The organism is Streptomyces sp. NPDC051207, from assembly GCF_040682395.1.
Classification (GTDB): Bacteria; Actinomycetota; Actinomycetes; order Streptomycetales; family Streptomycetaceae; genus Streptomyces.
In genome coordinates this window covers 56,808-72,799 of the sequence record NZ_JBFBAX010000011.1, presented here as the reverse complement: position 1 = coordinate 72,799, position 15,992 = coordinate 56,808, and the positions used below count along the sequence as shown (strand labels likewise).

Sequence of the window (15,992 nt, the reverse complement as noted above, 5' to 3'; positions counted from 1 at the left end):
GACGAGGACGGGAGCGGGCTCCGCCAGGTCGCGGAAGGGGTGTGGGGTCCCCGGGTGCAGGGCGGTTCTCGCGTTCCTGTTCGACGAGCCCCGTCAGAGCTGGCTGGGCCGGTCTCAGACGCCGTCGCCCGGTGGGGCGGCTGTGGGCTGAGCGGACCGTATTCGCTCGGCCGTGGAGTGGATTGCCGGCTGACGGCGTTACTGGTCAGGCCGCCGGGGCACACGTCCTGCGCCGGGTCCTGGCCAACTGGCCGGCCCGGACGACAGGACGCACCCGAGGAGACAGGGAGAAGCAGGATGACGACGGCTCGCGAGATCATGACCGAAGGCGCCGAGTGCATCGGCGCGGAGGAGACGGTGCTGGACGCCGCGAAGAAGATGACCGAGCTGGGCGTCGGCGCGCTGCCGATTTGCGGGACCGACGACAAGCTCAAGGGCATGCTCACCGACCGCGACATCGTCGTGAAGGTGCTGGGCGTCGGCAAGGACCCTGGGCAGGTGAAGGCCGGTGACCTCGCGCAGGGCGAGGCGGTGACCATCGGCGCGGATGACGACGCCGAGGAGATCCTGCGCACCATGACCTCGCACAAGGTGCGTCGCCTGCCCGTGATCGACGGGCACCGCCTGGTCGGCATCGTCGCTCAGGCCGACGTCGCCCGCGCCCTCCCCGACCCGAAGGTGGGTGACCTGCTCCAGGCCCTTTCCACGGACTGATGTCGACGTCACCTGATCGGGCCGGTCCAACCAGCGCGGTGGCGTCGAACGCGCCTCACGACGCAGCGAATCGGAGTAGCTTCTCAGCTCACCCGTTTGTCGCGGCTGTAGGCGGGTTGTGGGGGCAATCGGTGTCCATCAGGTGAAAACGCTCGGGGCAGCAAGGCGGGGGCAGCATGGACCAAGCGGAAGAGGGCGCGGGGCGAACTCCCCTAGCCGGCGGGCCCATTGCGGTGACGGCCGCGTTCGAGGGCAGTGAGGAGATCGCCGATGCCCGCGCCGTGGCCCGGGCGTTCCTGGCGGATGTGCAGGCGGTACACGGGCTTCCGGTGTCGGACCGGGTGATGGGCATGGTCCAGCTGGTGGTCAGCGAGCTGGTCACCAATGCCCGCAAGTACGCTCCGGGCCCGTGCCTCCTGACACTCGAGGTCAACGACGGCGCCATCGAGGTGACCGTGTGGGACAGCGAGCCGGTGCTGCCGACCGCCCGGGCGGCCGACCCCGGCCGGGTCGGCCAGCACGGGCTCGAGATCGTCATGGCCGTCTGCGGTGGCTTCGAGCTTCACCGCGAGCCGGTTGGGAAACGGATCAAGGCAGCCGTAGGGCTGGCCGACGTGGACGAAGCTGCTCGACGGGGCGGGGTTCACGCAGAGACCGCCCGGCGCGGCGGGTAGCACGTGCACGGCGATCGTCGGCGAGAACGTCAGCCGCGCCGGGCATCGGCACAGGTCGACCCACCGCTGCTCCCGGTAGGGCGGCGCGCTCTGCGCCGGGCGAGGGCTGCCCGGCTGATGCCGGTGCTGCGCGGAAGCCGCCGACAGCCCGGAACGTTCCCCGGGGCACTGCGGGGCCGGGTGGCCCACTTCGGGCTGCCACAAGGGAGTGCCCCCGTGGCCGGCCGGGGGAGCCACGTGTGCGGGTAGGCTTCGCGGCTCCTGCGCGCCGGCGGCTGACCGGCCGTTCGCGCACGGGTACCGAGGACTCACCACCCGCCTGTCCTTCCCGGAGAGGCGCACCGGTGACGATGGGTGACTGGTGAGTGCCTTGTTGTGTCCGGAGTGGCGGGGGTTTTCGGGGGTAGCCGAGGTGGGTAACTATCGGCGCTTCGGAACGTGAGGCGGACTGTATGTACCTGGCCGGGCAAGAGGAGGGTCAGCAGCCGTTGGTGGAGCGTCCGATATGGGTGTCCTCTGCCTTCGAGGGCAGCGAGGACATCGCTGCTGCTCGTGCCATGGCCCGTGACTTCCTGGTGGATCTGCAGGCTGTGCACGGGCTGCCGGTGTCGGATCGGGCCATGGGCATGGTCCAGCTGGTGGTGAGCGAGCTGGTGACCAACGCCCGCAAATACGCTCCGGGACCGTGCCTGCTGACGCTCGAAGCCGGCGAGGGGGCCGTGGAGGTGAGCGTGTGGGACAGCAGCACGACGCTGCCGCTGATCCTGGCGCCTGACCCGGCCCGGGTCGGCCAGCACGGGCTGGAGATCGTCATGGCGGTCTGCCGCAGCTTCGAGGTGCATCGTGAGCCGGTGGGCAAGCGCATCAGGACGGCCGTCGTCCTGGCGGACGATCCGGGCGGCGGGCGCTGCGGCCGGCCGTCAGGTGATGTGATCAGACGGCAAGATCCAGGGCATTTCCCCGTCAGTGGCGTGTCCGCGAGCGCATCTGGTCGTTGGGAGCCCGTGCATCACGGCCGCGTCATCACCGGAACCGGTCACGGCAGGGGCAACCATCTCAGCGCTCCCGTCACCAACGTGCAGAGTCAGCAGACTCCGGGCGACCAGGGCGCGTATCCAGTCGTGATCACACTGCGGGTTTCCGCCCTTGAGCCAGTAGCGATACGTACGACGGACTCATGGGACGGCTGCAGCCGTTCTGCATGAGCGCTCTCGCGGTGGCGGCCGCCTGCGGCGACTCGCGTGAGATCATCCGTCAATGAGCAGCGACCTGGAAGTGAGTGCTCTGGCGATCAACGTCATGATTCCGCAGGCACTCCGCTGGACGGACACTCGACGCGGTGAAGCTTTCACACTGACCACACTCAACGTCCGGCTTCTCCCGGATGGCCACCTCGCAGTGAAGGCCTATGGCCGACCAGTCGGTGGTGGCCGGGGCGCATACGTCTCGTTCCCTGTGCCCGACAAACCGGAACTGGCGGCCCTGGTCGCTGACGCTGCCAGCCGCGCGGGGGCGTTGTGGGCCGCCCATCGTGGTCTCGGCTGAGTTCAGTTCGATCCGAAGGCGGACGGTGGCAGTTCCGGACTCCGCCCTCGGGCCGGCGCGCCGTAGGGCGGCCGCCTGTCGGCTGTTGGCCGCTCTCGGTCTGCTCTGCTGGAACAGGCCGACTCGTCACGGCCGCTGCGGCGGCAGGGACTGGCGTGCGGTATCGGTGCGTTCCGGCTCGCACGGCGCGACGGCTTCAGCGCTGTGGCTCGCGGGATCGGCGAAGAGATGGGTCGTGCCCGTCATCTCCAGCAGACGGTCGAGGGCCGGGGGCCGGTTGTCCAGGTGCAGTCGCGTGGCGGCTTCGGTCGTGGTGCGGTGGATCATGAGCAGCGCGGACAGCCCGCTGGAGTCGCACAGCCTCATCCTGGCGCAGTCCAGGTGAAGATGGCGGGGAGGCGGATCGGCCTTCATGCAGGTACGGGCCGCCTCGGTGAGGTCGCCGGCGGTGCCCCAGTCGAGGTCGCCAGTGATGCGGATGTGAGCATCCCCGGCGTCGTCCAGGGACATGGTCAGGTCGAAGGTGCCGTCTGGGTACGTGGTCATGCGTCGTGGCCGAGTCCGGGAGCAGAGGGGCGGGCGTCGCGCCGTTCGAGGGCGGCGCGGCCCTGGGCGAGGATGTCCAGGGCACGGGGGAAATCTTTGAGCTGCTCCTGCAGGAGAGCGAGAGCGGGGTCCAGGACGCGGGCGGGGACGCGGCGGGCTTCGAGGACGTCGCCGGTCCAGTTCAGAAATCCCGTGAGCAGCCGGCTGTCGTCGGTGCAGAGGGCGCAGGTGAGGAAGTCGACGATGTGCGCGACGTCCTCGGCGGTGTGTTCGCGCTGGGCGTCGGTGTAGGTGAGCATCGCGGGCAGGCGCTCGTCCAGCCCGGCCAGGGTGTTCTTCACCAGTTGCCGTTTACCGCGCGTCACCAGGGTGTATTCCTGGTCGGTCAGGTGCTGCAGGTCCTCGACGGTCTGCCGGATCATGCCGGGGGAGGGGCGGGGCAGTCCGTGGGCAAGCAGGTCGGCGGCGGCGCGGGCGTCAGGTGCCCAGGCGTCGGCGCGCAGCAGGCGGGCACACTGGCCGTCGGTGCCGAAGGCGGCGCCTCCAGCGAGGACGGGGACGCCGATGGCCTGCGCGGCGGTGATCGCTGTGTGCGCGACCGGAAGACGCGCGGGGATGGAGGAGGACAGGGCCACGGCGGTGGGGGCGGTCTGGTGCAGGTGCGCGATCAGGTGCGGGGTGGGGACCTGGGCGCCGAGGAAGTCCACCCGGTAGCCGCGGTGGCGCAGGACTTCGGCCAGCAGCCGGGCCGGCAGGGCGTGCCACTCACCGTCCACGCATGCCACGACCACCGTGGCCGCCGTGCCGGGGGGGGGGCTGGTGGCGGGTGCGCGGTGGGCCACGGCGGCGATGATCCGGTCGTGAATCGCGGTGGCGGCGTGTTCCTGGGCGACGGTGAACCGATTCGCTGCCCACTCCAGGCCCACCTGGTGCTGCACGGCTGCGATGACGTCCAGCAGGACGTCCTCCGCGCTTGCGCCGTCGTCCAAGGCGGTGAAGACGCTCCGGTCGGCGGCGTACTCGTCACGGTCGCACACTGCCTGCCACAGCTCTTCACGGGCGCGTGCCGGCAACGCGCCGTCGTCCCTGACGGCGGTGGTACCGGTCATGCGGGTACCTGCCCGCGGTGTGTCCGTCGACGGCTGTCAGGTGCGTGGTGCGAGGGGCGGTGATCGCCATGACCGCGATGTCGTCGTGCCGATTGCCGCCGATCCATTCGGCGACGAGCATCTGCACCCGCTCCACGATGGCCTCGGCGGGCATGCCGGCGCATTCGGCCAGCGCGGTCTTGAGTCGTGCCTCGCCGAACATCACGTCTCCCAGCGGTCCACCCCAGGCCTCGGTGACGCCGTCGGTGAACAGCAAACACGTTTCTCCCGGTGTGAGATCCACCTCGGCAGTTGTCGATTTGATGTCGGCCAGAGCACCGATCAACGTGCCGGAGGTCGCCGCCTCCTGCACTGTGCCGTCGCTGCGTACGATCAGCGGGGCCGGGTGGCCGGCGCTTGTCAACCGCAGGTGCGACGGATCTTTCCGGTGAGGACCGCGGCCTCCAGCCCTTTGCCGCACACATCGCCCAGCACCGCCAGCGTCTCCACATCGGGCCCGGCCCCGGGATGAACATCGTAGAAGTCGCCACCGAGGCCCTGCGCTGATCGTGAGGGGCCTTCCACATTCGTCATGTATTCGGGCCCGCCTTCCGCGGACCGGTCACCTTCCACTGGAAGACATGGCCCACTCGCCATCTCGCACATGCGCCAGACGTTTCAACCGCCCTCCACAAAACCTCACAACCCGGTCACACGCGACGCCTGTACGCTCCACGCAGCGACCGCCGGAGCGCACGCCCGTCGCCGTTGCGCGCCGTCGGCCGTCAGCGCGGGCTGGGCAGGAGTGTGTGAACCGGACGGCGGCGGGGCGGACAGAGCATGCCGCCTGCCGACGGGCGGGGCGTCCACGTCGACCGGCCACGGGGGCGGCCCTTCAGCCGATCACATGGCACGACGTGGAAGGGACCGCCCCACCGCCGTCCGGAACAGGGGGTGTTCTCAGGCGGGGATGGCCTGAGGGAAGGTGAAGAAGCCGTTCGGGTCGTACGCGCGCTTGATCCGGCTCAGACGGTCGAGGTTGGGGCCGTAGTAGGCACTGGCGTAGTCCTCCAGCCGGGTGTCGGGGAAGTTGACGTAGGAGCGGCCGTTGGAGTACGGGTCGACGGCGTCGAACAGGCCGTCGAGCCAGCTCTGCGCCGCATGGCTGTCCTCGGGAGCCGGAGTCGGCGAGGCAAGGCTGACCGTCAGGGTCGCGCTGTAGAGCGCGTCGCGGTGCGGCCAGGCCGTACTGCCGACGGACGGCAGATTGGCGTTCTTCCCCAGTCCCAGCAGGCTGATGACGCGGTTCTGCCCGGCCCGGCGATCGGCGTCGAAGGCGGCGAGCATCCGGTCGACACCGGTCTGGGTCAGGGCACGGTCGAACATGCGGCCCCGGTTGAGGACGTAGGCCTGCCGCGGCAGCGTGGCCTCGGGGTTGCTGCCGGTCAGGTGACAGGCGTCAGCGGTCTTGTCCTCGCACCCGAACACCCTCATCATCGCCCGCTCGTACGACATTTCCTGCGCCACCCGTGTGGCCGGCGCCTTCCCCACCAGGGAGATCAGCTCCCCGAGTTCGGCGTCCAGCTGCTCCGCGGTGCCGAAGTGCACGCCGCTGACGACGATCACCGGCACAGTGCCGGGGCTCGCGTCGGGCAGCCGCACCAGCGCTCCGCAGGCCAGGTCCGCGGAGGCGGACTCGACCCAGGCGAGATAGCCCGGCACGGCCTTTTGGGCGTCGTCCCAGGTCCACGTCAGCGTGTAGTGGACGACCCTGGTGACGGGGGTGGGCCGCATCCGGAATTCGGTGACCACCCCGAAGTTGCCGCCGCCGCCTCCCTTGAGCGCCCACAGCATGTCGGGGTGCTCACGCTCGGACGCCTCGATCACGCGCCCGTCGGCGAGGACGACCCGGGCGGAGAGCAGCCGGTCGGAAGCCGGGCCGTACTTGCGGTAGTGCCAGCCGGTACCGCCACCGGTGATGAAGCCACCCGGAGAGACGGTGGGGCAGAACCCCCCGGGCACCGACATTCCGTACGGGTTCAGTGCCTTCACGATGTCCACCGACTGCGCACCGGGGCCGAGGCGGACACAGCCGGAAGCGGGTTCGACGTGGTGCATGCGTGTGAGGTTGACGACCAGGCCCTCTGTGGTGGACCAGCCGCCGTAGCTGTGGCCGCCGCTGCGCACGGCGGTGTGTATGCCGTGGTCCTGGGCGAACTGCAGCGTGACGGCGACGTCTCGGGAGGTTTCGGCGTAGACGACCGCCTGGGGGTGGATGTTGTCGAAACGCGAACTGGCCAGTTGCCGGGCCCTGTCGTATTCGGTGTCCCCCGGGAGGACCAGGTCACCGGTCAGGCTGGCTTCCAGCCGGTCCCACCGGGTGTGGCCGGGGCGGGCGCCGGCCCGGCCCGCGGGGGCGAGGACACCTGCCGCGGCGGCGAGACCGGCGGCGCTGAGTAACGTACGGCGCTTCAACATATGTGCATCTCCCTATGGGGTTGGAAACGGTCAACGGATGCGGACGGGAAGGGCGGAGGGCCGGAGGGCGGACGTGCGGGCACGGTCAGACGGCGGGCAGGGAACGTCGTTCCGGGCTCGGCAGCGGCAACGCGAGTGAGTCCAGTACGCGCCGCCAGTGCGGGGCACGTACGGCCGGGCCGGGCCGCAGGTCCGTCCCGACCCACTCCGCCACCGGTCTGATCCCGTGCAGGGCGTTGACGAGCCAGGCCTCGCGCCCGTCCAGGTCCGCCGGGGTCACCCGGCGGACCCGGACCGTGATGCCGCGCTTGCGGGCCTCCTCGGTGATCAGTGCCGTCGTGACGCCGGGGAGGAGGTCCCCCGGCGCGTCGGGCGTGCACAGGACGTCCTCCTCCCACCACAGGAGGCTCGCGGTGGTCGACTCGGTGAGCCGGCCGTCCGGGGCGGTCATGAGGGCGTCGTCGGCGCCGGCCGCCACGGCCCGCGCCTTCAGCTGGGCCAGCCGGTGCAGATCCGGACCCTTGCGGCCGGGCACGACCCGCGGGTCCGGACGGTCCCAGATCATGGCGCGGATGGTCTGCTGCCGTGTCGGAGCGGGGCGCAGCCGCAGCCCGAGGGTGTTTCCGGTGCGCAGCTCCACCCGGGGGAACCATGCGCCGGAGCGGGGCAGTTCGGCGACGGCGTGCCGCCAGAAGCGCTCCACACCGCCGAGGTGCGGCGCCGCCTGTCCGCACGCCCGGGAAAACCTCGCGGCATGCCGCTCCAGGCCGCGCACACGCCCGTCCTCGACCAGCCAGGAGTCGGCCGCGAGCAGGCCGTCAGCGGCAGCCGTCGCGGGCCCGGGCACAAGGCCGGTCCTGTCGTCCCAGGCGAGAAGACGTTCACTGTCGGCAGCGTGCACGTCAGTACCGCCCCTGCCTGTTGGTCGGGGCCCCGGTGCGCGGGCCGTAGGGGGCCCGCTCCAGCCACTCCCCGCACGACGGCACGACCGCGGAGAGCGCCGCCCCGGTGGCCTGCCGCAGCCGGGTGACGCGCCGTCGGGGGCGCAGATGGGCCAGAGCGGTACGGGCTGCCTCGCTGTTGAACCGGGCGGCCTCCCTGCGCGTGTGAGCGAACCCCTCGATGAAGCGGACCCGCTCGGCGGGCTCGGCGAGGGCATGAGCGACGGCCTCGGCAGCGGCGACCGAATCGGCGATCCCGCTGTTCATGCCCCGTGCGCCGAAGGGCGGGAAGAGGTGGGAAGCCTCCCCCACCAGCAGCACGCGGTGATCGGGGTCGGTGAAGGTGTCGGCGACGACGTGCAGGAAGTGGTAACGGGACACCCACAGCAGCCGGTCGGCGTACCGGTCGCCGACCACCTTGGCCACCCAGCCGCGGGCCGCGGCATCGTCGGCCCAGTCCTCCGGGCGGTCGCCGTCCTTGCACTGCAGGTCCAGCTGGAAACCGCCGGCGAAGGGGACCCGCATGACGCTGCGCCCGCCCAGGGCGGGGTGCTCGTAGGTGAACACCCGCTCCAGCGGCAGCGGGTCGTCCGGGTCTTCCTCGACGTCGACAACGACGTGAAAGGCCTCGGAGCGGTCGCCCGACATCGTGATGCCCTGGGACCGGCGCACCGCGGAGCGTGCCCCGTCGGCGCCGATGACGTACTGGGCGTGCCGCACGGCGCCGTCCGCGGTGATCACCCGGGCCTCGTTCGGGTCGGTCTCCACCGCGGTGACCCGAGCCTCCCACTGGAAGACGACACCGGCCTCGCGGCAGGCGGCCATCAGATGCCTCTCGGTCTCGACCTGCCGGAGGCTGGTGAACGGCGGAATCCTCGCCTCGTCCGCGGGCCCTTGCTGGTAGGTGCGGGCGAAGACCTCTCTGGTGCGGTAGACGGTGCGCCGGGTGGGCCAGGTCACGCCGTTGCGGATCAGCGTGCGGTCCAGGCCGGGGCGGATGCGGCCGAGCAGTTCGAGCGACTCGCGGTGCACGAACAGCGCGCGGCTGCCGGGTCGGACCCGATCCTCGGGTTCCGCCTCCAGGACGGTCACGGGCAGGTCGTGGCTGCGCAGGGCCAGCGCTGCGGTGAGCCCGACCGGTCCCGCGCCGATGACCAGCACCGGATGAGGCCCTCGGCCGGAGGGAGTGTGAGGCATGGTTCCCTTCCTCGGTTCTGTCCTGGGTCTGGTCCGGGCGAGTCGCTCAGTCGGCGGGTCCGGCGTCGGAGGTGTTCTTCGCCCGCTTCTCGTGGAACATGCGAGTGATCTCGACCCGGCGGACCTTCCAGGTGGAGGTGCGCGGCACCTCGTCAAAGGGCCACTGCACCGGCTCGGCCAGGGCCGGGAGGTCGGCGGTGGCCTTGGCCCAGCGCTCGGAATCGAGTGGCGCGTCGCCCCGGGTGCACACGACCGGAACCGGCTCGTTGTCGGGCCCCGCCACGATGATCACTTCCAGCAGCTCCTCCAGGCGGGACATCAGGATGTCCTCCAGCTCCAGGTTGCTGTCGATGTCACCGATCTGGTCGATCTCCCGGTCGATCAGGTGCAGCTTGCGGAACCTGCCGAGGCGACCCATGTCCCCCAGCCGCCACCAGCCGTCGTTGAAGTTGTTCAGGAAGCGTTCGTGCTCGCCGAGATAGGTCATGATGCGGCCACGGCCGCGCAGTTCGAGATGGCCGGACCTGCCCTTGGGGACGGGCCTGCCGCTCTCGTCGACGACGCGCAGCTTGATGAAGCCCGGCAGGACGTACCCGACGTCGCGGCCGTCGTTCCGCGCGGCGGTCTTCCTGGTGTACCAGGCACCCGAGATCGGGCCGGTCTCGCTCTGGCCGTAGAGCTGGACCAGGAGCGGCCGGGGGCGCCGGGAGGCGGCCAGCAGCCGCTGGATGGTGCGCGGGTGGATGGCATCGAAGGTGCTGCTGTAGTACCGGACGCTGGACAGCGGCGCACCGGGGGCGTCGACGAGATCCTCCCACTGGATGAAGTTGTTCGGGTGGGTCTCGACCAGGCCGGGGCGGTGCCGCCGGAAGATCGGCGCGATCTTCTCCGGAGCCGGGTCGGCGAGGATGACCAGCGGATTGCCGTAGTTGAGGAAGACGCCCAGGGAGTGGAAGAAGCGCGAGTGCACGAAGGACATGCACAGCGCGACCGTCTCCTTCTTCCGGATCGGCCAGGCGATGATCTGCTGCGGCAGCAGACGGTGGAAGAGTGCCTGCGCGTTGTGGACCATCAGCTTGGAGACGCCGGTGGTGCCCGAGGTGTGGGTGATCAGCGCCGGCTGTGAGGGGTGCAGTTGGACGGAGGGGCGCCGGGCCACCCCTTCCAGTTCGCTGAGAAGGGGCAGATCCTCGTAGGACCTGGTTCCGGCCAGTAGGGTGCGCCGGGTCAGGCTCTTCACCGGGACGCCGTCCATTGGGCCGGTGAGCTTCTCGGCGTCGGTGATCAGCCAGGGCTGGTCCAGGCGGCGCAGCAACTGCTCCACGATGTCCCCGGGGAGCGCGGCCGAGACCATGACCGGGACCGCGCCGGCCCTGGCCACCGCGCAGGCCAGCAGGGTGATGTCGAAGTTGTCGCTCTTGTGCACGGCCACGCGTTCGGCGGGCCGGACCCCCAGCTCCCACAGCCGGGCCGCGAGGTCGTCCACCACGTCGGCCAGGGCGGCGTAGGTGAAGGAGGTGCCAAGATGCGGGAGGGTGGCGAGCGGGACATCGAGGGTGACAGGGACGGCCGGGTGCTTCTCGGCCGCCTTCTGCCACATCTGGCCGAGGTAGAAAGCCAGGTCCGGAAGGCGGGCGGGCAGGATCATGTGTCGGCTGCTTTCTGCACGGTGGATCAGAGGTCGGTTGTCACCAGGAGCCCCGGCGTACGAGGAAGCGCCGGAGCTTGCCGGTGTCGGTGCGCGGCAGGGCCGGGACGAACTTCACGCTGCGCGGCACCTTGTAGGGGGCCAGATGGGCGCGGGCCAGGGTGAGGATCTCCTTCTCCAGGAGGTCCGGATCCGTGACGGTCTGCCCGGGGACGACGAAGGCGCGCAGTTTGGTGGCGCCGCGCTCGTCGCCGACCGCGGCCACCACGATGTCGCGGACCGCAGGGTGGCGGGCGATGACCCGCTCGACCTCGACGGGCGAGAAGGTGATGCCGCCGACCATCTCCAGGTCGTCGGTGCGGCCGAGGTGCACCAGAGTGCCGTCGGGATTGCGCAGGGCACGGTCGCGCGTGTTCAGCCAGCCGTCGACGAGGATCTTCGCGGTTTCCTCGGGCAGCCCGAGGTACCCGGACGTGACCGTGGGACCGCGCACCCACAGCTCACCGGGCTCGCCGTCGGGCTGCGGCCGGCCGGAGGGGGAGCGGACCTCCGCGGCGAAGCCCGGCGCCGGGCGCCCTACGGTCCCGGGGACGTGGAACAGGGGGCCGTTGGTGGCGATGGCGTGCCCCGCCTCGGTGGAGCCGAGCTGGTCGTACAGCGGGGCTCCGAGGAAGTCGGTGGCCCGTTCGGCGAGGTCGGCTCCCAGCCGTTCGCCGGCGGTGACGGCCGCGCGGACGCTGCGGAAGTCCTCCGGGGCGGTCTCGGCCAGCAGGTTCGCGTAGGCGGACGGCACCGCGTACAGATACGTGACGCGGTGGCGGGCGACGAGTTCGGCGATCCGTGCGGGCCGCGGTGGGCCGGGCCACAGGACCGCGGAGCACCCCGAGTACAGCGGGAACGCCAGCGAGTTGCCCAGACCGTAGGCGAAGAACAGTTTGGACACCGAGAAGCAGACGTCGTCGGCGCCGACGCCGAGCACTTGGGCGCCGGCCCCGGTGTAGTAGGTCTCCAGGTCCCGCTGGCGGTGGAGCACGCCTTTGGGGCGTCCGGTGGTGCCGGAGGTGTACTGGATGTAGAGCGGATGGCCGGCGTCCACCTGCGCCGCGGCAGCGGGCGCCCGGCGCTCGGCCAGTTCCAGCAGCCGCCCGCCCGTGAGGTGGGCGGTGTCGGGGAAGTGGCCGGCGATCGCCTCGTCGCTCAGGGCCAGGACGGCCCGGCTGTCCTCGGCGAGGTAGCGGTGGTTCTCCTCGGTCAGGTTCGGGTTGAGCAGCACGGCCGTGGCGCCTAGCCGGGCGGCTGCGAGGAAGGAGACCACCCAGGCGATGGAGTCGGGCATGGCGATCACGACCCGGCGGCCGGTGGTGACGCCGTGCTCGGCGAGGACGCCCGCGGCGCGGGCGGCGAGATCGTGGATCTGCCCGTGGGTGACGGTCCGGTCCTGCTCGTGGTAGGCGGGACGGTCCGCCCATCCTCTCTCGGCGGCGGTGGCCGCGAGGGCTTCGGCCATGTTCATGTGGGCTGTGCTCCTGTCGGTTCACAGGCCGGAGTCCCGCCCCGGGGGCGTCTGGGCGGCCGGACCCGGCCGGTCATACGGCGGTGACTTTCTGGCGGCGGTAGGCCCGCAGCGGAGCGGACGCCTTGAGGACCATCTCGTCGAACTCGTCGTCCGCGTCGGAGTCGAGGACGATCGCACCGCCGGCACCGATCCGCCACCGGTCGCCGACCCTGACGGCAGTGCGGATGACGATGTTGAGGTCCGCCGTGCCGTTGGTGGAGAGCAGGCCGATCGACCCGGAGTACACACCGCGGGCCTCGGTCTCCAGCTCGTCGATGATCTCCATCGTGCGCAGCTTCGGAGCGCCGGTCATCGAACCGCCGGGGAAGCAGGCCCGGACGGCGTCGACGGCATCGGTCCCCGGACGCAGTCGGCCGCGGATGGTGGACACCAGTTGGTGAACCGTGGCGTAGGTCTCGGTGGCCATGAGCCGCGGTACGTGGACACTGCCGACCTCGCACACCCGCCCCAGGTCGTTGCGGAGCAGGTCGACGATCATCAGGTTCTCGGCGCGGGTCTTGGGGCTGGAGGCCAGCGAGGCGCGCAGCCTGTCGTCCTCGGCGGGGTCCGCGCTGCGGGGAACCGTGCCCTTGATGGGCTTGGTCTCCACCATGCCGGAGCGATCGATGGTGAGGAACCGCTCGGGTGAGGAACTGGCGACCTCCACGTCGTCGCCCAGCCGGAGGTAGGCGGCGTACGGCGCGGGGTTGGCGTGCCGCAGGGCCCGGTAGTAGTCGTAGCCGTCGCCGTCGGCGGGCAGCCAGGCCGAGGTGGTCAGGCACACCTCGTAACTCTCGCCGGACCGCAGCTTCCGGTCGATCTCCGCGATGCGCGCCCGGTACTCCTCGCGGCCGTGGGTCAGCCAGGGCTCGGCGGGGGTGCCGCCTGCCTCGGCGGGCGGTTCGGACGGCGGCAGCGACAGGACCCGGGCGGCGGTGGCGTCCATCCAGCTGCGGACCTCCGCCTCGACGGCGGGACTGCCGTCACTGAGGGCCAGCAGGTAGGTGATGTCCTCGAGATGGTCCACGACGATGACCCGGTCGGCGAAGATCCAGGCGGCGTCGGCGGTGGGCGAGGTGTGCTTGTTCGACGAGCCGAGGTCGCCCTTGAGCTCGTATCCGAAGTAGCCGACGTAGCCGCCGGTGAAGTCGAACGGCACGTCGGGGACGTCGGTGCGGCGGCGGTGCAGCTGCTTTTGGAGGTAGTCGAAGATCGTGCCCGGGACCCGCACCGGGGCCTCCCCGGTGCGCGTGACCTCCACCTGGCCGTCCCCGACGCGGTAGCGGACGAACTCGGCCAGGGGTCCCGTGGCGTCACCGAGGAAGGAGAAACGGGACCGGCCCGGCTCGACGTGCGCGCTGTCCAGCCAGAAGGAGTGGGCCGACGGGGCGTACAGGTGGGTGAAGACCGCCTCGGTGTCGACGGCCGTCTCCAGGGTGCGTAAATGGGCGCGGAAGCCGGCGGCGGGCCCGCCGGACATGACGGGTTCCTCTGCGACGGGGGGTATGACGGGTTCCTCGGCGACGGGCTCGGGCCTGGTTGCCGGGCCGGCGGAGACGGTGACCGCCGGCCTCCGCCGGTTCTTGCGGTGGGTGAGGGCGAAGTCCCGCAGATTGGCCATCATCAGGCGGCCGTGCTCGGTGCAGATGGACTCGGGGTGGAACTGCACTCCCCAAATGGGCCGGTCGCGGTGGCGCAGCCCCATGACGACGCCGTCCTCCGCCCATGCCGTGGCGACAAGGGTGTCGGGCAGTGGCTCGGCCACGTGGAGGGAGTGATAGCGCACGGCCGTGAAGTCCTGCGGAAGCCCTTCGAAGATGCCCTGGCCGTCGTGCTTGACACGGGTGAGGAAGCCGTGCCGGGGCTCGGGGGCGGGCACGATCCGGGCGCCCTCGGCGTGGCCGATGCCCTGGTGGCCCAGGCAGACCCCGAGGACGGGGATGTCGGCGGTCTCCAGGATGCGGGCGGAGACCCCGAAGTCCTTGGAGCGGCCGGGATGGCCGGGGCCGGGCGATATCGTGACGCAGTCGAAGGCGGACAGGTCGATGTCGGCTGCCTCGGGGGAGTCGTTGGTGACGACGGTCGGTTCGACGCCGTTCACCTCCGCGATGAGCTGGTAGATGTTGTAGGTGTACGAGTCGTAGTTGTCGATCAGCAGAGTTCTCACTACACGGCTTTCTGGAGAGTCAGGCCGGCATGGAGCGGGCGGAGGCGGTCAGCCCCGCGCGATGAGTTCGGCAACCTTCCGGATCGTCAGCAGTGCCTGGGTGTCGTTCAGACGGGGATCGCACAGGGTGCGGTAGGCGCGGGTGAGCCCCTCCTCCGCGGCGGGGCCGCCGGCTCCGAGGCACTCGGTGACGTGGTCGCCGGCGATTTCCAGGTGGATGCCGCCCGGCCAGTGCCCGGCATCGGTCATCACCTCGAAGAACGCGGTGATCTCGGCGTGGATGTCGCTCATCCGCCGGGTCTTCACGCCGTTCGAAGCCTTGAAGGTGTTGCCGTGCATGGGGTCGCAGACCCACAGCACGTCGTGGCCGGCGGCGCGTACGGCGCGGGAGAGCACCGGCAGCCGCTCCCGGATCAGGCCGGCGCCGAAGCGGCTGATGAGAGTGAGCCGGCCGGGCCTGCGGTGGGGGTCGAGGCGTCCGCAGAGTTCGGTGAGGTCCTCGGGGGTGATGCCCGGCCCCACCTTGCAGGCCACCGGGTTGGCGATCTGGGTCAGGAAGGCGACGTGCGCCCCGTCCAGGCGCCGGGTGCGGTCGCCGATCCAGGGCAGGTGAGTGGAGAGGAGGTAGTGCTCTCCGGTGTGCGGGTCGCGCCGCACCAGCGTCTGCTCGTAGTCCAGCACCAGTGCCTCGTGACTGGTCCACAGGCCGGTCCGGCGCCAGGAGCCGTTCACCTTGACGGTGCGGCCGTAATTCCTGATCACCGAGCGGAGCGTGCCGTCGTACGGGCGGGTGGGGACGGCGGCGTGCACCGCGTCTTCCTCCCAGGTGTGGGGGAGCAGTCCGGACACCGTCTCGTGGGCGATGAGGTGAAGTTCGTTGATGACCGCTCGGGCGGTGCGGTAGGCGGTCAGCATCCGGCGGGGGTCGGGAACCCTGGCCTCGGGGTGTGGCGCGGCGTCGTTGACCAGGTCGCCGCGGTAGACCGGCAGGGTGCGGTCGCCGACGGTCTCCTGCGCCACCGACCGCGGTTTGGCGTGCTGCCCGGCGATGCGTCCCACGGTGACGGTGGGCAGGTCGGTGTGGTTGCTGATGATCTCGGCCATCTGGCTGATGATCCGGTGCTTGCCGCGGACCGCGGCGACCCCGGCCGTTCCCGTGGGCTCGGCGCAGTCGCCGGCCTGAAGCAGGAAGGCCCGGCCCGCTCCGGCGTGGGCGAGCGCTGAACCGAGCCGGCGGACGTCGGCGGGCGCGGTCAGAGGGGGCTGGAGGGTCAGTTGGTCCTGGACTTGTTCCAGCAGGGCGGGATCGGGCCACACCGGCTGTTGCTCGGCCGGCAGGCTGCGCCAGTCCGTGACGGGCGGGACGCGGATGCCCGGGGCGGGTTCGGATATGGGACTGACCTGGTACGAGGATGTGGTGAGGGTCACGATTCCTCTCT

12 protein-coding genes and 2 pseudogenes are annotated in these 15,992 nt (G+C 70.9%); 4 read left to right on the top strand and 10 right to left on the bottom strand.

Annotated elements, in window-relative coordinates:
• The first annotated feature begins 297 nt into the window (after positions 1–297).
• From AB0M97_RS13845 to AB0M97_RS13830, 4 genes and pseudogenes are all read left to right on the top strand, one after another.
• Positions 298–714 (top strand): CBS domain-containing protein, encoded by a 417-nt coding sequence (locus AB0M97_RS13845; protein ID WP_365961041.1) that lies wholly within the window; start codon positions 298–300, stop codon positions 712–714.
• A gap of 176 nt (positions 715–890) precedes the next feature.
• The gene (locus tag AB0M97_RS13840) at positions 891–1,388 is read left to right on the top strand and encodes an ATP-binding protein (RefSeq protein ID WP_365961040.1); all 498 of its coding nucleotides are present in this window, start codon (positions 891–893) and stop codon (positions 1,386–1,388) included.
• 452 nt (positions 1,389–1,840) lie between these two features.
• Positions 1,841–2,290, top strand: a pseudogene (locus tag AB0M97_RS13835) (ATP-binding protein); the annotation flags it as partial.
• A gap of 355 nt (positions 2,291–2,645) precedes the next feature.
• A complete protein-coding gene (locus tag AB0M97_RS13830; protein WP_365961039.1) occupies positions 2,646–2,933 on the top strand; it encodes a hypothetical protein in 288 nt (95 codons plus the stop codon).
• Between the two features lie 126 nt (positions 2,934–3,059).
• On the opposite strand, the gene AB0M97_RS13825 is transcribed toward AB0M97_RS13830, so the two are convergent.
• The 10 genes and pseudogenes from AB0M97_RS13825 to AB0M97_RS13780 all read right to left on the bottom strand — a co-directional run bounded on the left by AB0M97_RS13825 (position 3,060) and on the right by AB0M97_RS13780 (position 15,981).
• On the bottom strand, positions 3,060–3,479 hold the full coding sequence (locus AB0M97_RS13825) for an STAS domain-containing protein (protein WP_365961038.1): 420 nt from the start codon (positions 3,477–3,479) through the stop codon (positions 3,060–3,062).
• Positions 3,476–4,588 carry a cobalamin-dependent protein gene (locus AB0M97_RS13820; RefSeq protein WP_365961037.1) on the bottom strand — a complete coding sequence of 371 codons (1,113 nt, stop codon included), beginning with the start codon at positions 4,586–4,588 and terminating at the stop codon, positions 3,476–3,478. Before AB0M97_RS13820 ends, AB0M97_RS13825 begins: the two co-directional genes overlap by 4 nt.
• Positions 4,533–5,140: pseudogene (locus AB0M97_RS13815) on the bottom strand (PP2C family protein-serine/threonine phosphatase); the annotation flags it as partial. The gene AB0M97_RS13820 and the pseudogene AB0M97_RS13815, both read right to left, overlap by 56 nt.
• 387 nt (positions 5,141–5,527) lie before the next feature.
• Complete coding sequence (locus AB0M97_RS13810; RefSeq protein WP_365961036.1) at positions 5,528–7,045, bottom strand: FAD-binding oxidoreductase; 1,518 nt, start codon at positions 7,043–7,045, stop codon at positions 5,528–5,530.
• An 85-nt stretch (positions 7,046–7,130) separates the two neighbouring features.
• Positions 7,131–7,946 carry an aminotransferase class IV gene (locus AB0M97_RS13805; RefSeq protein ID WP_365961035.1) on the bottom strand — a complete coding sequence of 272 codons (816 nt, stop codon included), beginning with the start codon at positions 7,944–7,946 and terminating at the stop codon, positions 7,131–7,133.
• Between the two features lies 1 nt (position 7,947).
• Positions 7,948–9,183, bottom strand: a complete 1,236-nt coding sequence (locus AB0M97_RS13800; protein ID WP_365961034.1) for an FAD-dependent monooxygenase — start codon at positions 9,181–9,183, stop codon at positions 7,948–7,950.
• A gap of 46 nt (positions 9,184–9,229) precedes the next feature.
• Positions 9,230–10,831, bottom strand: a complete 1,602-nt coding sequence (locus AB0M97_RS13795; protein WP_365961033.1) for an AMP-binding protein — start codon at positions 10,829–10,831, stop codon at positions 9,230–9,232.
• Positions 10,832–10,871: 40 nt separating this feature from the next.
• Positions 10,872–12,344, bottom strand: a complete 1,473-nt coding sequence (locus AB0M97_RS13790) for an AMP-binding protein (protein WP_365961032.1) — start codon at positions 12,342–12,344, stop codon at positions 10,872–10,874.
• 73 nt (positions 12,345–12,417) lie between these two features.
• Entirely contained in the window at positions 12,418–14,553 is a 2,136-nt protein-coding gene (gene pabB, locus AB0M97_RS13785) for an aminodeoxychorismate synthase component I (protein WP_365961031.1), read from the bottom strand.
• A 48-nt stretch (positions 14,554–14,601) separates the two neighbouring features.
• Positions 14,602–15,981 (bottom strand): 3-deoxy-7-phosphoheptulonate synthase class II, encoded by a 1,380-nt coding sequence (locus tag AB0M97_RS13780; protein ID WP_365961030.1) that lies wholly within the window; start codon positions 15,979–15,981, stop codon positions 14,602–14,604.
• Positions 15,982–15,992: the final 11 nt, after the last annotated feature.